Source organism: Streptomyces sp. NPDC016851 (genome assembly GCF_055562795.1).
The window spans coordinates 21,550-38,097 of the sequence record NZ_JBVHEP010000040.1; the positions used below are offsets into that span (position 1 = coordinate 21,550).

Annotated in this window: 1 protein-coding gene (only partly in view); it reads left to right on the forward strand. The window is 72.8% G+C overall.

Annotated features, from left to right (window positions below; all coding sequences use genetic code 11):
- Positions 1-16,548, forward strand: the 5' portion of a protein-coding gene (locus ACZ3I3_RS39395; protein ID WP_467372600.1) for an amino acid adenylation domain-containing protein. Its footprint extends 5,883 nt past the window's final position; only the first 16,548 of its 22,431 coding nucleotides appear in the window; the start codon lies at positions 1-3; the stop codon falls past the right edge of the window.

Sequence of the window (16,548 nt, forward strand, 5' to 3'; positions counted from 1 at the left end):
ATGAAGCACGATCTCAGCGAGCTCATCGCCGACTACCGGGCGGGCAGGATCAGCGACAGCGAGGTGAAGAACCAGCTGCGGCGTCTGCGGTCCGGGGAGCACGAGCATGAGCTCTCCGAGGGGCAACGCGGCTTGTGGGTCCTGCAGCGGTCGTATCCCGCGATGACCGCCTACAACGTTCCGGTGTGCCTGCGGATCGCCGATCTCGACGTGGCCCTCTTCCAGGAGGCCTGCCGGGCGGTGGCGGCACGGCATCCGGTGCTGAGCACGGTGATCCGCCAGAAGGACGGGACGCCGTACCAGTCCGTCGACTCCGGTCGGCAGCCCGACTTCGCCCGCGTGGACCTCACGGGCCGCGACGAGGACGAGGCGCTGGCCGTCGTGGAACGGGAGAGCAAGCGGCCCTTCGCCCTGGACGGCGACAGCCTGTGGCGGATCCGTGTCTACACCCGGTCGGCGACCGAGTCCATCGTCCTGATCACCGTTCACCACATCGTCTTCGACGGCACCTCCCTGCGCCTGCTGCTCGACTCCCTCTTCGAGGCCTACGAGGACCTGGTCGCCGGCCGTACCCCACAGCCGGGCGAACAGGCGACCGCGTACCGCGACTTCGTCGAGGGCGAGCGGCGGCGGCTGGCCGAGCACGGCCCGGCCGCGCTCGCCCGCTGGCGGGAGAGGCTCTCCGGGCCGCTGCCGGTCCTGCGCCTGCCGATCGAGCGGCCGCACGCGGAGCTGACGGATCCCTTCGCAGGCGACACTTACTCGTGCGACCTGCCTCCGGAGCTGGCCGAAAGGATCAGGGAGCGGGCCGCCGGCCGGCGCGCCCTCGTCTCGACGACACTGCTGGCCGCCTACGCGCTGACCTTGGCCTCCTACTCCGACGAGCGCGAACTGATGGTCGGGATGCCGGTGAACGAGCGCCGAAGCGCCGACCTCGCCGACACCATGGGCCTCATGATCAACATGCTGCCCGTCCGGATCTCCTTCGCCGGGAACGAGACCTTCCCCGACCTGGTGTCCCGGGTGCAGCGGGAGGTCGTCGACGGGATGCTGCACAGCTACCCGTTCGCCGCCCTGGCGCGGGAACTGGCCGCGGACACGCCGGCGGATCGCGCGCCCGTCTTCCAGACGGCGTTCGTCTACCAGGACGTGCTCGACGGCGTCGACGCCCCCGACCGCCCGTACCGGCTCGTGGACGAGCTGCACCAGGAGGGCGAGTACGAGCTCTCCCTCGAGGTATGGGGCAAGGGCGAGGGCTACCGGCTGCACTGGAAGTACCACACCGAACTCTTCCGGCGGGCTTTCGCCGAGGAGCTGGCGGACCGGTTCCTGCGCCTGCTCGACCTCGTCACCTCGGACCTCGCACCGACGGTCGGCGACCTGCGGCGGCTGCTCGGCGGTGCCGAGCCCACCGGTGCGGACCCCTCGCACCTCGGCACGCCGGGCGAGGGACCTTGTGTGCACGACATGATCGAGGCCACGGCACTGCGGCGGCCCGACGCGATCGCGGTGTCCGACCGAAACCAGGACCTGACGTACCGTGAACTCGACCGCCGCAGCGGCGCGCTCGCGGCCTACCTGCGGGCCCGCGGCATCGGGCCCGACGACCTGGTCGCCGTCTTCCTCGACCGCTCCGTCGACACGGTCGTCGCGCTGCTGGGCATCCTCCGCGCGGGAGCGGCCTACCTCCCCCTCGACCCGGATCTCCCGGCCGGTCGGCTGACCGACATCCTGGCCGACAGCGGCGCCGCCGTGACCGTCACCCGGACGCGGCTCAAGGAACGCGCCCGGGACCTCCTCACCGGCCTCCCCGAAACGGGGGCGGCGCGGTCCTCCGCCGACCTGGTGGTGATCGACGAGCAGGCGGCGGACTTCGCCGCGGCCGCCGCCGAGGACACCGCTCCGACGACCAGGGCGACCGAGTCCGACCTGGCGTATGTCATCTACACCTCGGGAAGCACCGGCAAGCCCAAGGGCGTCATGATCCCGCACCGGGGCGTGACCAACCTGCTCCGCTCGATGGCCGTCGAGCCGGGCATGGACCCGGCCGACACGCTGTTCGCCGTCACCACGATCTGCTTCGACATGGCCCAGGTGGAGCTGCTCCTGCCGCTCGTGTGCGGAGCCCGGGTCCACGTGTGCGACAGCGGCACCATCAAGGACGTCGAGCGGCTCAAGGAACGCATCGCCCTCGTCCGGCCGACGGTCATGCAGGCCACGCCCGCGCTGTGGACCATGTTGTTCCGCTCGGGCTGGACGAACCCCGAGGCACTGCGGGCCTTCTGCGGCGGCGAGGCGCTGTCCCGGACGCTCAAGGAGTACTTCCTCGGAACCGGCACCCAGGTGTGGAACCTGTACGGGCCCACGGAGACGACGGTCTACTCCACCGGCACCCTGGTGCGCCGCGACGCGCCGATCACGATCGGCCGGCCGATTGCGCAGACCCGGATCCACATCCTGGACGAGCGGCTGCGGCCGGTGCCCTCGGGCGAGACCGGGGAGCTGTGCATCGCCGGGGACGGGCTGGCCAGGGGCTATCTGAACCGGCCGGAGCTGACGGCGGAGAAGTTCGTCGACCATCCGCTGGAACCCGGCGGCAAGCTGTACCGCACCGGGGACCTGGCACGCCGGACCGCCGACGGGGAGATCGACTACCTGGGGCGGGCCGACTTCCAGGTGAAGATCCGCGGCTACCGCGTCGAGCCCGGCGAGATCGAGTACCACCTGGGCCTGCACCCCGACATCGCCGAGTGCGTGGTCGTCGCGCGAGGCGAGGACGCCGCCCGGCGGCTCGTCGCCTACTACGTGCCCCGGCGGCCCGAGACGGCGGACGCGGACCGGGGCGGGCGGTTCAGGGACCACCTGTCGGACCGGCTGCCCGCGTACATGGTCCCCGACTCCTTCGTCGCCCTGGACACGGTGCCGCTGACCAGCAGCGGCAAAGTGGACCGCACGGCGCTGACACGCCGTGAGATCTCCGCTCGGCCCGCCGCGTCGCGGGCCGGGGTGGAGGCGGAGGTCCTCGCCTGCTGGCGCGACGTCCTCGACGTGGCCGGCCTCGGCCCCACCGACTCCTTCTTCGACGTGGGCGGCAACTCCCTGGCGGCGGTGACGCTGGCCGAACGGATCAGCCGCCGCCTGGACGTCTCGTTCACGGCCGCCGACCTGTTCAAGCACCGTGACGCCCGCAGCATCGCCGCACACCTGGCCGCCCAGGGCGTGCGGACGCCGTCGACACCGGCACCGTCACCCGAACCGGCCCCGGAGCAGGCGTCGGACACGCCGTCCCCGGCTCCGGCGGCACCGTCCGCACCGGTGCCCTCGCCGCACGTGCCCGAGGACGCGGTGGCGATCGTGGGGATCGCCTGCAACTTCCCGGGCGCCCAGGACCAGTGGCGGTTCTGGGAGAACCTCAAGCAGGGCAGGCAGGCCGCGCGGTTCTGGAGCGAACAGGAGCTGCGGGCCGCGGGGGTGCCCGAGCGGATCGTGCGCAACCGGCGGCACGTTCCGGTCGCGTACGGCATCGAGGGCAAGGAGTACTTCGACGGCGAGTTCTTCCGGCTGTCGCCGCAGCACGTGAGCCTGATGGACCCGCAGTTCCGGCAGCTGCTGCTGCAGGCCTGGAAGGCGGTCGAGGACGCCGGGTACGACCATCGCGACATCCCGGGCACCGGCGTCTACGTCGCCAGTGGCAACCACTTCCACGGCGCACCGGACGGCCCGGACGCCCCCGCGGGAGTCGTCGAGGACCCGCAGCAGTACCTGTCGTGGGTGATGTGCCAGAGCGGCACGATCGCCTCGATGATCTCCTACCAGCTCGGTTTCGGCGGGCCGAGCCTGTCGGTGCACTCCAACTGCTCGTCCTCGCTGAGCGCTCTCGCACTCGCCGTCCGCTCACTGCAGGCCGGCGAGACCGGCTTCGCCCTGGTGGCCGCCGCCTCGGCGGCGAGCACCGACAGCCACGGCCACATCCACCAGCCCGGCCTCAACTTCTCCAGCGACGGCCACGTCCGGGCCTTCGACGCCGACGCCGACGGCATGGTCGCCGGCGAGGGCGCGGCGGCCGTCCTGCTCCGTCCCGCCCGCGCCGCCGTGGCGGACGGCGACCACATCTACGGCCTTCTGCGCGGCGTCGCCGTCAACAGCGACGGCGCCGAGGCCACCGGCTTCTACAGCCCCAGCGTCAATGGGCAGGCCCGGGTGATCCGGCAGGTTCTGCAGCGGACCGGCGTCGACCCGCGGACGATCGGCTACGTCGAGGCGCACGGCACCGGCACGAAGCTGGGAGACCCCGTCGAACTGGCCGCCCTGACCGAGGCGTACCGGGATGCCACGGCCGACACCGGCTACTGCGGCATCGGCTCGGTGAAGTCGAACATCGGTCACCTCGACGCCGCCGCGGGCCTGGCGGGCTGCATCAAGGTCCTGCTCAGCCTGTACCACCGGCAGCTGCCGCCGACCATCAACTACACCCGGCCCAACCCCCAGTTGAGGCTCGACCAGTCGCCCTTCCACGTGGTCGACCGCCTGCGGGACTGGCCCCAGGGCACGTCCCCGCGCCGCGCCGCGCAGAGCTCGATCGGGCTGGGCGGCAGCAACGCCCACGCTGTCTTCGAGGAGTTCACGCACGACGCCCTCCCGGGTGGGCCCGACGACGGCTCCTCGCAGCTCGTGCCGCTCTCCGCCCGCGCCGACACCAACCTCCGCGAGTACGCCCGCGCACTCCTCGAGCGCCTCTCCCACACCCGGGACGGCGAGCGGACGCGGACGGAGATCCGGCTGCGCGACCTGGCGTACACGCTGCAGACCGGCAGGGTGCCGATGGCACACCGGGTGGCCTTCGTGGTCCGCGACCTCGACGAACTCATCTCCGAGCTGACGCACTTCCTCGACGGCCGGCCCTCGCCGCTGCGCTTCTCCGGAGAAGTGCCGAGGACCAGGTCCGGCGGCGGGACGGCCGGGGACGAACAGCACGAGACGTCCGACCGCCGGTTCAGGAAGGGCAAGCTGAAGAAGCTCGCCCGAGCCTGGGTACGCGGCGCCGACGTCGACTGGCGGCGCCTGACGAGGCCCGAGCGGTGCCGACGGCTGAGCCTGCCGACCTACCCGTTCAGCCCCGTACGACACCCCTGGCCGGAGCGCACGCCCGCCCTGCCGCCGGCCGTCGCGGACACGGCCCGCCGACCGCACCCGCTGCTGCACGAGAACGTCTCCCGGCTCGACGGACCGCGCTACCGCACGGTTCTCACCGGCGACGAGGACCTGCTGCGCGACCACGTCGTGGGCGGCAGGCGGCTGCTGCCCGCCGTGGCGAGCCTGGAGATGGCGCGGGCCGCCCTGCGCCTCGCGCAGCCCACCGCGGCGGACGCCGTACCGCCCGTGACGCTGCGAAACGTGACCTGGATCCGGCCGGTCGCCGTCGGCGACGACGGCCGGGAGCTGGAGGTCGCACTGCACCCGGAGCGGACCGGCACGCCGGGCGGGCCGGGTGACCGGCTGCGCTTCGAGCTCGTCGACCCGGCAGACGGCGCCGAGCGCGCCCACGTACAGGGCCACGTGTCGGCCGAAGCCCCGGTGAGCCCGCCCGCGGTCGAGCTGGAGCGGCTGCGGCGGGTACTGCGACTGCGGCCCATGACGGGCGAGGAGTGCTACGACCACATCGCCCGCGCCGGGGTCCACTACGGCCCCGCCTTCCGCCTGGTCCGCTCGCTGCACCGCGGCGCGCCGGAGGGGCGCCGCGAGGTGCTGGCCGAACTGCACGTACCGCGGCCACTGCGGGACGCGCTGCGCGCGTACGTACTCCACCCGGGCCTGCTGGACGCTGCGATCCACGCCTCGCTGGGCCTGGACCCGCGCTTCGACGAGCCCGCCGACGCCGGGCACGTGACCGGCCCTCCCTCGAAGATGTCCGTCCCGTTCGCACTCGACGAACTCCGCGTGTTCGGCGGCTGCGAGCAGACCATGTACGCCTGGGTGCGGCAGGCGCCCGGGCCCCGTGCAGGCGGCGCTGGCACGGCACTGGACATCGACCTGGCCGACAAGCGCGGCCGCGTCCGCGTCGCCCTGCGCGGGCTGTCCTACCGGACGCTCGCCGAGGATGCCGGCGCCGTCGAGAAAGGCCGTGCCTCGACGCTCCACACGCTGCTTCCGGTCTGGGAGCCGCGCCACCCGGAAACCGACGCCGTCGGCGCGGACCCCGCAGGGGACGTGATCGTCTTCGACGCCTCGGACCGCCTGCGCGCAGAGCTGGCGACGCTGTACCCGGGGCACCGCCCGATCCGGCTGCGGCAGGGCGTCTCGGTCGAGGAGATCGCCGCCCGGATCCGGCCGGACGGGCCGGACGCGCCGCCGCTCGCGCACGTCGTCTGGGTCGCCCCGGACGACGGGCCCGCACCCGACGCCACCGCGACCATGGTCCCCGGCCAGGAGCGTGGGGTGATCGAGGTCTTCCGTATCGCCAAGGCGCTGCTCGCCCTCGGCCACGGCAGCAGGCCGCTGACGTGGACGGTGCTCACCTTCGGCACCCAGCGGGTGCGCGAGGGAGAGCGCGTCGCGCCCACTCACGCGAGCGTGCACGGGCTGATGGGCAGCCTCGCCAAGGAGCACGGCCGCTGGGCCGTCCGCCTCGTCGACCTGCCCGGGGAACTCCCCGCCGACCTGACCGCGCACCTCTCCCGGCTGCCCGGCCTGTGCCCACCCGCCGGGGACGTGCGGCCGGGTACCACGCTGGCCCTGCGCCGAGGGCGCTGGTTCTCGCAGGAACTGCTGCCGGCACCGCCGCTGCCCCAGGCCGATCCGCCGTACCGGCGCCACGGCGTCTACGTGGTCATCGGCGGGGCGGGCGGTATCGGCGAGCTGTGGACCCGCTCCATGATCGAGCGGTACCAGGCCACCGTCGTCTGGCTCGGGCGGCGTCCCCTCGACGCCGATATCGAGCGGCGGCTCGGTGACCTCGCCGAGGCGGCGCGGGAGGCCGGTGGCGACGCGCCGGTCTATCTGCGGGCCGACGCGCGCGACCTGGAGAGCCTGCGCAGCGCGCACCGGCAGATCACCGACCGGTACGGGCGGATCGACGGAGTGGTGCACTCCGCGATCGTCCTGGCGGACAAGACGCTCGCCAACATGGACGAGGAGCGCTTCCGCGCGTCCCTGACCGCCAAGGTCGACGTCGGCGTCAACCTCGCCCGCGTGTTCCGCGGCGAGGCCCTGGACTTCGTCCTCTTCTTCTCCTCGGTGGAGAGCTACATCAGGGACGCGGGGCAGGCCAACTACGCCGCGGGGTGCACGTTCAAGGACGCGCTGGCGCTGGCACTGCCCGACCTCTGGTCCGGCGGATCCGACGGCCCGGACCGTGCGCGGCCCGTCGTCAAGGCCGTCAACTGGGGCTACTGGGGCGTCGCCGGCGTGGTCAGCGACGCGTTCTACCGCGAGCGCATGGCAGCCGTCGGCGTCGATTCCCTCCAGCCCGAGGAGGCGCTCGGCCACCTGGCGCACTTCCTGGCAGGCGAACACAGCCAGGTCGTCCTGATGCGGACCTTCGGAGACGAGGCCTTGCGCGGCCTCGCGCTGGACGAGCGGCTCCAGATCGAGCCGGCCCGCCACGCCTCGGTGCTCGCCTCGATGCGGACGGGCCACCGGGCCACGACCGGTGCGGTCGAGCGGCTGAGCCGGCACCTGCCGCATCCGCGGATGGGCGAGCTCGCGCTGCACCTGCTCTTCGCGACGGTGCGCGACCTCGGTCTCGACACCCTGGACCAGCGGGTGCTCGGCAAGTACCGGCGGTGGCTCGACGAGAGCGACCGGCTGCTCGCGAACGCCGGACTGGTGGACCCGAGCGGGCCACGCCGCATGGCCCTCGTACCGGGCGTACCCGGCGAGGAACTGTGGGCGCGGTGGCAGGACGAGCGGGCCGACTGGGCGACGAACGCGAACCAGACGGCGCTGGTCGACCTGGTTCAGTCGTGCCTCGAAGCGCTGCCCGACATCCTCACGGGAGCTCGCCCGGCGACCGAGATCCTGTTCCCCGGCTCATCGGTCGAGCGGGTCGAGGCCGTCTACCGTGACGACCCGATCGCCGAGCACTTCAACACCGAGCTGAGCCGCCTGCTGGCCGAGGCCGTCCGCCGCTGGAGCCAGGACGACCCGACGCGGCGCCTGCGCATCCTGGAGGTCGGTGCCGGAACCGGCGCGACCAGCACCAAGGTGCTCGCGGCACTCGAGCCACTGGCGTCCCGCATCGAGGAGTACTGCTACACCGACCTGTCCAAGGCGTTCCTGTTCCGCGCCGAGGAACGTCTGCGCCCCAGCTACCCGTACCTCACGACGCGGCTCTTCGACGTGGAGCGGTCGCCCGGGGAACAGGGCCTGGATCTCGGCCGGTTCGACCTGGTCGTGGCCACCAACGTGCTCCACGCAACCGGCGACGTCGCCCGCACCCTGCGCCACGTCAAGGCGACCATGCGTCCGGGCGGCCTGCTGTTCGTGAACGAGATGAGCCGCAACTCCGTCGCGGCGCACCTGACGTTCGGGCTGCTGGACGGCTGGTGGCTGTACCGGGACGCCGATCTGCGCATCCCGGGCAGCCCCGTCCTGGAAGCGGAACGCTGGATGGAAGTCCTCACCGACGAGGGCTTCCACCGGGTCTGGCAGCCGGACCCGGCGGCCGGCGCCCTCGGCCAGCAGCTGATCGTCGCGGAGAGCGACGGGGCCTTCCGGCGTGCCCCTGAAGCCCGTCGGGCGGAGCCGGTCGCCTCCGCCTCGCTCCCCGCGGAACCGGTGCGCGGTGGTGCCGAGTTCGACGCGGCTCTGCGCGCCCGGACCGCCGAGTACTTCGAGCGGCTGGTACGGCAGACGCTCCGGCTGACCGACGGGGAGCTCGATCCGGCCAGGGACCTGTACGACTACGGGCTGGACTCCATCCTTGTCTCCGGCATGAACAACGCCGTGTCGGCGGACTTCGAGGACGTCGGCAGCACGCTCTTCTTCGAGCTGCGGACCGTCGACGAACTGGTCGGCCACTTCACGGCGACCCGCCGACCGGAGCTGATCAGGCTGTTCGGGCTCGGAGAACCGGAACCGACGCGGGCCGCACCCGCCCCGGGTGCCCCTCCGGCGGCTCCGCTCGTCGAGCGGGCGGCCGCCTACTTCACCGAACTCGTCGCCGCCGCGCTGAAGTTGCCGCCCGAGCGGCTCGGACCGGACGACAACCTGCTCGACCACGGCCTGGACTCCATCCTCATCGTCCAGATCAACAACGCGCTGAGCCAGGACTTCGCTGAGCTCGGCAGCACCCTGTTCTTCGACCACCCCACGATCCGGGACGTCGCCGGACACGTCGTGGCCGCGTACCCCGAGCGCCTGAGTGAGGTGCTTGGTCAGCGCGAGCCCGCGGTACGGGAAGCGGCGCCGCGCGAGGGCCGGTCGGTGATCCCGCGCGCGGACCAGGCGGTGGCCCTGCGCGAGCACGCGGCCGGACCGCCGCCGGCAGCCACGGCCGCCCGTCGTGGCGACATCGCCATCGTGGGACTCGGCGGCCGGTACCCGCAGGCCGACGACCCGGACGCGCTGTGGGAGAACCTGCGCCGTGGCGTGAGCGCCATCACCGCCTACCCGGAAGACCGCTGGTGGTGCCGGTGGGAGGGCCGGGAGCGTCCCCGTGGCGGTTTCCTCGAGGACGTCGGCTGCTTCGACGCCGGCTTCTTCGGGATCGACGAGCGGGAAGCGGCGGCGATGGACCCGCAGGAGAGGCTGTTCGTCGAGACGGCCTACAGCGCCGTCCAGGACGCCGGGCACACGACGGCCTCGCTCAACGAGCACGGACGCGTCGGCGTGTTCGTCGGCGTCATGAACGCGACGTACAACAGCCGCACCGCCCACTCGTCGATCGCCAACCGCACCTCGTACCTGTTCGACTTCCAGGGACCGAGCCTCGCGGTGGACACGGCGTGCTCGTCCTCCCTGACCGCCGTCCACATGGCCGTCCGCAGCCTGCGTGCCGGGGACAGCGACGTGGCGATCGCCGGCGGCGTCAACCTGCTGCTGGACGACGACCACTTCGACGTACTGGCGGAACACGGGCTCCTGTCCTCCGGAGACCGATGCCGGCCGTTCTCCGCGCAGGCGGACGGATTCCTCGCCGCGGAGGGCGTGGGGGCAGTCGTACTGAGGCCGCTGGAGGACGCGGTGGCCGCGGGCGACCACGTGTACGCGGTGATCAAGGGCAGCGCGGTGAACGCCGGCGGCCGCACCGGCCGGTACGGCATGCCGAGCCCGCACGCGCAGCAGGACGTCATCGCCCGGGCGTTGGAGGAGGCCGGGGTCGATCCCGCCACGGTCAGCTACGTCGAGACGCACGGTACGGCGACCCTGCTCGGCGACTCCATGGAGGTGTCCGCGCTGAGCCGGGCGTTCGGCACGGCACGCCCCGGGCAGTACTGCGCGGTCGGCTCGCTGAAGTCCAACCTGGGGCACTGCGAGAGCGCCTCGGGCATCGCCGGGCTGACCAAGGTCCTGATGCAGCTGCGGTACGGGCAGCTTGCCGCTTCGATCAACGCCGAGGAACTGAACACCGGGATCGTGTTCGGACGGTCGCCGTTCTTCGTCCAGCGGGAGCTCGCCCCCTGGGCCCCGGTGGACGCCGAGGGCCGGCCGATACCGCGCCGCGCCGGGATCTCCTGCTTCGGAGCGGGAGGCTCGAACGCACACCTGATCATCGAAGAACACCGGGGAGACGACGTGACCAGGCCGCTCGAGTCGGCGGGGGAGGAACCCTGCCTGGTCCCGCTTTCGGCGCGAACCCCGGACCAGCTCAGGACCGCGACACGGCGGCTGGCGGACTTCCTCGGCCGCGCCGCACGCGAGGACCGCCCCGTGTCGCTGCGGGATCTCGCCCACACCCTGCAGGTGGGGCGCGACGAACTGCCGGTGCGGATGGCCTGCGTGGTGCGCTCCGCCGACGAACTCGCCGCTCGGCTCACGGCGTTCTCGGACGCGGACGGCACGGGCACCGGGCGATGCACCGAGCTGGGCGGCACGGACCGGGCTCCCCGTGGCACCGCCGGGCCGGACCCTCGGGTCGCCGCGGCCGTCGCGGCCCGCGACCTCGACGAGCTGGCGCGGCTGTGGCTGGACGGCGCGGTCGTCCCCTGGCGGTCGCTGTACGAGGGCGAGCGCGCGCCACGGCGGATCAGCCTGCCGACGTATCCCTTCGAGAGGAGGGAGTACTGGTACCGGGAGCGGACCCCGGCCGCCGAGGCGGCGCCGGCACCGCAGGCGGTCCTCGCGCCGCGGGCCGTCCCCGCCCCGGCACCGGAGGCGATACCGGCGGAAGGCCGGGAGACGAGCCTGCGCCGATGGCTCCGTGAGTCCGTGGCGCGCCCGCTCGGCATCGAGCCGTCCCAGGTCGGCACCGCACAGGACTTCCTCGAACTCGGGCTGTCCTCCATGGCCATGGTGCGGTTGGCCCAGGAGATCCAGCGCGACCTCGACCCCGAGTTCGAACTCGCGTCGCTGATCGACCACCGTTCCGTCGACGCGCTCGCCGCCCGCCTCACCGACCGGGACGTACCCCTGCCCGTCACGTCCGCCGAGGCCGATCGGAAGGCTCCCGCGGGTGAACCGGCCGCGAGCCACCCGCTTTCGGAAGGGCAGCAGGGGCTGTGGACCCTGCAGAAGGCCGCTCCGGCCGCGAGCGGCTACAACGTGCCGCTGTGCTTCCGGACGACCGGGCTGAATGCCGAGGCGCTGCACCGCGCCTTCGAGCTGGCCCGGGACCGGCACCGGCTGCTCGGCGGTGTGGTCCGGGTGCAGGACGGCCGCCTGATGCTGGCGCCGCCCCAGGCCGCGAGGCCCGCCTTCGTGGAGCACCGCCTGCCCGCGATGCGCCACGACGAGACGGTCGCGCTCATCCGCGAGCACGCCAAGGCGCCCATCGACCTCGACGACGGCCCCCTGTGCACGCTGCACGTCTTCCACACGCCGGGCGACGAGTCCTGGGTGCTGCTCAACGCCCACCACCTCGTCCTCGACGGCACCTCCGCCGTCCTGCTCGTCAAGGAACTACTGGCCGACTACCGGGACCTGGCCGCGGGCCGGGCACCCATCCGGCCCCCGGCCGGCGCCGGATACGAGCAGTTCGTGGCCGACGAGGCCGCCGCGGTGCACGGCGAGGACGGCGGACGGCGCCTCGCGTACTGGCGGGAGCGGCTGGCCGGCCCGCTGCCGGTCCTGACGCTGCCCACCGCCCGGCCGCGCGCGGCCGGGGAAGGCGGCCTGCACGGTGCCACCGAGCCGCAGCGGCTCCCGGCGGAGCTGAGCGAACGCATCGCGCGCTTCGCCCGGGACCGCGGGGTCTACACGTCCGCGGCGTTCCTGGCGGCGTTCAAGGTCCTGCTGAGCCGGCACACGCGGCACGACGACGTGATCGTGGGCATGCCGGTGAACAGGCGCGACGAGCGCTTCGCCGGGACCCTCGGATACTTCGTCGACATGGTGCCCGTACGCAGTCGGGTGACGGGCGAGCAGCCCTTCTCCGAGCTGTGCGGACAGGTCCAGAAGAACCTGCTCGGCGACCTCGCCAACGTCTACCCGTTCGCCGCGCTGGTGCGCGAGCTCGGTCTGTCCACGACCGACGGGCGCCCGCCCGTCTTCGGCCACGCCTTCATGTACCAGGACTGGCACGAGGACCTCACCGCCGACGCCGCCTCCTTCACCTACGTGGAGGGGATCCACCAGGAGGGCGAGTACGAACTCGTCCTGGAGGTGATCGAGCCCCACGAGCCGGGAGGCGGCTTCCACCTCAACTGGAAGTACGTGCCGGACCTGCTGGACCCGGAGACGGTCCGCATCCTGGCGGGCCAGTACCTCCAGCTCCTGGAGAGCGTCCTGGCCGAGCCGCACCAGCGCATCGAGGACTGCTCGCTGATCTCCCCCGAGGAGCGGCACACCCTGACCGTGACGTGGAACGACACCCGCGCGAGCCACCCCGACCGGTGCGTGCACGAACTGTTCGCGGAGCAGGCGGCGCGCACCCCCCAAGCACTCGCGCTGGTGTCCGGCGAGGGCTCCCTCACCTACGGCGAACTCGACGCGCGCGCCACGCTGCTGGCGGACCGGCTGGCAGACCTGGGCGTGGGACCGGGCAGCCTGGTCGCGGTGCTCATGGAACGCTCCCTCGACCTGGTCGTCGCACTGCTGGGGACCATGAAGGCGGGCGGCGCCTACATTCCGCTGGACCCGGACTATCCCCGCGACCGGCTCACCCACATCCTCCGGGACGCCGGGGCGCACACCCTCCTCAGCCGGTCGTCACTGCGGGAGCGGGCCTCGGACCTCGCCGCCCAAGCCGCACGGACCGCACCGGCCGGGGCCACGCCGCGCATCGTGCTCGTCGACGAGGTGCTCACCGGGGGACGGGCAGCGGCGGGGACGCACCGTCACGCGCCGGGCCCGCACGGGCGCCGAGCCGGCGGTGCCGACCTGGCGTACGTGATCTACACCTCCGGAAGCACGGGCGACCCCAAGGGGGTGATGATCCCCCATCACGCGCTCACCAACTTCCTCTGCTCGATGGCAGAGCGGCCCGGGATCGGCCCGGACGACCGGATGCTGGCGGTCACCACGCACAGCTTCGACATCGCCGCCCTGGAGCTCTTCCTGCCGCTCGTCACCGGAGGACAGGTCCACCTGTGCGACCCCGGCACCGCGCGGGACGGACAGCGCCTCGCCGAGCTGATCGGCGAGGTCCGGCCCACCGTGATGCAGGCGACCCCGTCGACCTGGACCATGCTGTTCCACGCCGGCTGGACCAATGACGAGGGGGTACGCGTCCTCTGTGGCGGCGAGGCGCTGCCGGCGGTGTTGCAGGAGCGGTTCGTCGCGCTCGGGTGCGAGGCGTGGAATCTGTTCGGCCCTACGGAGACGACCGTCTGGTCGACCGTCGAACGGATCCGGGCGGGCCGCCGCGTCACCATCGGCCGGCCGATCGGCAACACCCAGATCCACATCCTGGACGCGCGGGGACGCCTTGCGCCCACCGGCGTGCCGGGCGAGCTCTGCATCGCGGGCGACGGGCTGTCCACCGGATACCTCAACAAGCCGGAGCTGACCGCGGAGCGGTTCGCCGACAACCCGTTCGCACCCGGCACCAAGCTCTACCGGACGGGAGACCTGGCACGCCGGCTCGGCGACGGCTCGGTCGAGTACCTGGGGCGCCTCGACTCCCAGGTGAAGGTCCGTGGCTTCCGCGTCGAACTCGGCGAGATCGAGCATGTCCTGGCCCGTCACCCGGACGTGGGGGAGTGCGCGGTGGTCGCCCGGACCCGGGTGGGCGGCGCCCAGCTCGTGGCGTACCACACGCCCGCGCGGAAAGGCGGGTACGCCGACGCCGACGACCTCGCCCGGCACCTCGCCGCGAGCCTGCCGGACTACATGATCCCGGCGTTCATCCTGCCGGTCGACCGGCTTCCCCGGACCCCGAACAACAAGGTGGACAGGAAGGCGCTGGCCCAACGCGGCGTCGTGCTGCCGGGCCCGCGCGACGCGGCACACGTGGCGACCATGCCCGGCGTCACGGCTGCCGGGGCGGGCGGGCCCACGCCTGACGAAGACGACGTCGTCGCCCTGTGGCGGGACGTCCTCGGGGTCGACAACCTCCGGGCGACCGACGCCTTCATGGACGCGGGCGGCAACTCCGTCCTGGCGGCGGTGCTCGCCGACCGAGCCGGCAAGCGCTACGGCATGCCGTTCAGCACGGCCGAGGTCTTCAAGTGCGGCAATGCCCGCGAGATGAGCGCACACCTGCGCGCTCAGCGCGACCGGACCGGGATCGCCCCGTCGGCCGGGATCGCCTCGTCGGCCGGGATCGCCTCGTCGGCCGGGAACGCCCCGGTGACCGTGAACGACCCGGCGGCGCCCGCGGGTATCCCCGATGGGGGCGGAGCGGTCGCCGGGGAGGCGCCGCCCGAGTACCTCGCCGACAGCGTGGCCATCATCGGCGTCTCCTGCCGCCTGCCGGGTGCGGAGGACCACCGACGGTTCTGGCGGGGTCTCCTCGACGGCGTCGAGGGCGTGAAACTGTGCTCCACGGACGAGCTGCGCCGCCTGGGCGTGGACGCCGAGCTGATCGAGGATCCGCACTTCGTGCCGGTGCGCGCCGCCATGACGGGCAAGGGGTCCTTCGACGCGGACTTCTTCCAGGTCTCGGCGAGGGACGCCGAGCTGATGGACCCGCAGCTGCGGCTGCTGCTCCAGCATTCCTGGAAGGCGGTGGAGGACGCCGGCCACCTGCCGCAGGACCTCGCCGACGCCGCAGTGTTCATGTCGACGAGCAACACGCTGTACCAGGCGCCGCTCGCGGCCCGCACCGCCCGGCGGGACGCCGAGGCCCTGGTGAACTTCCTGCACGCCCAGCCCGGCACGATCCCGACGACCATCTCGCACCGGCTCGGCCTGCACGGCCCCAGCCTGTACGTGCACAGCAACTGCTCGTCCTCGCTGGCCGGGCTGGCGCTGGCCTTCCAGAGCATCCGGTCCGGGAACACCACGCACGCGCTCGTCGGCGGCGCCGCGCTGTACGGCGAGAACACCGTGGGCCACTTGTACGAGGAGGGCCTGACCCTCTCCTCCGACGGGCACTGCCGGCCCTTCGACGCCGACGCCGACGGCATGGTCGGCGGCGAGGGCGTCGTGGTGGTCGTACTCAAGGACGCCCGCGCCGCCCTGAGGGACGGCGATCAGATCTACGCCCTGCTCCGCGGGGTCGCCATGAACAACGACGGCGCCCGCAAGGCCGGTTACTACGCACCCAGTGTCGCCGGCCAGGCCGAGGTGGTCGCGGCGGCGCTCGACAGCACCGGGATCGACGCCGACACGGTCGCCTACCTGGAGGCGCACGGCACCGGCACCAGGCTCGGAGACCCCATCGAGGTGATGGCGCTGACGGAGGCCTACCGCGGGCACACCGACAGGGCCGGCTTCTGTGGCATCGGCTCGGTGAAGTCCAACCTCGGACACCTCGACGCCGCCGCCGGGCTCGCGGGCTGCCTCAAGGCCGCGCTCGTCGTCCGTGACCGGCTGATGCCGCCCACCGTCAACTTCCGCACACCGAACCCGGAGATCGACTTCGCGGACTCGCCGTTCTACGTGGTCGACCGGCTCACCGAGCTGCCGCCGTCACGGAAACCGCTGCGCGCCGCGGTGAGCTCCTTCGGCATCGGAGGCACCAACGTCCACGCCATCCTGGAGCAGCCGCCCGCCAGGCAGCCGGGCGCGGTTTTCGCCGGACCGTACGTGGTGCCCCTGTCGGCCCGTACGACGGACGCCCTTCAGCGGTACGCCCGCGACCTGACCCTCCGGCTGACGGAGGACGAAGGCGCCGCCGGGCCGGAACTGGCCGATGTGGCCTTCACCCTTCAGGCAGGGCGGACCGAGATGCCCGAACGCGTGGCCTTCGTGGTGCGTGACGTCGGGGAACTGGTCGGTGCCCTGGAGGACTTCGCCGCAGGCGAGGAAGGCCGGTACGTCCGTGGCCGACCCGGCGAACCTGCCGGG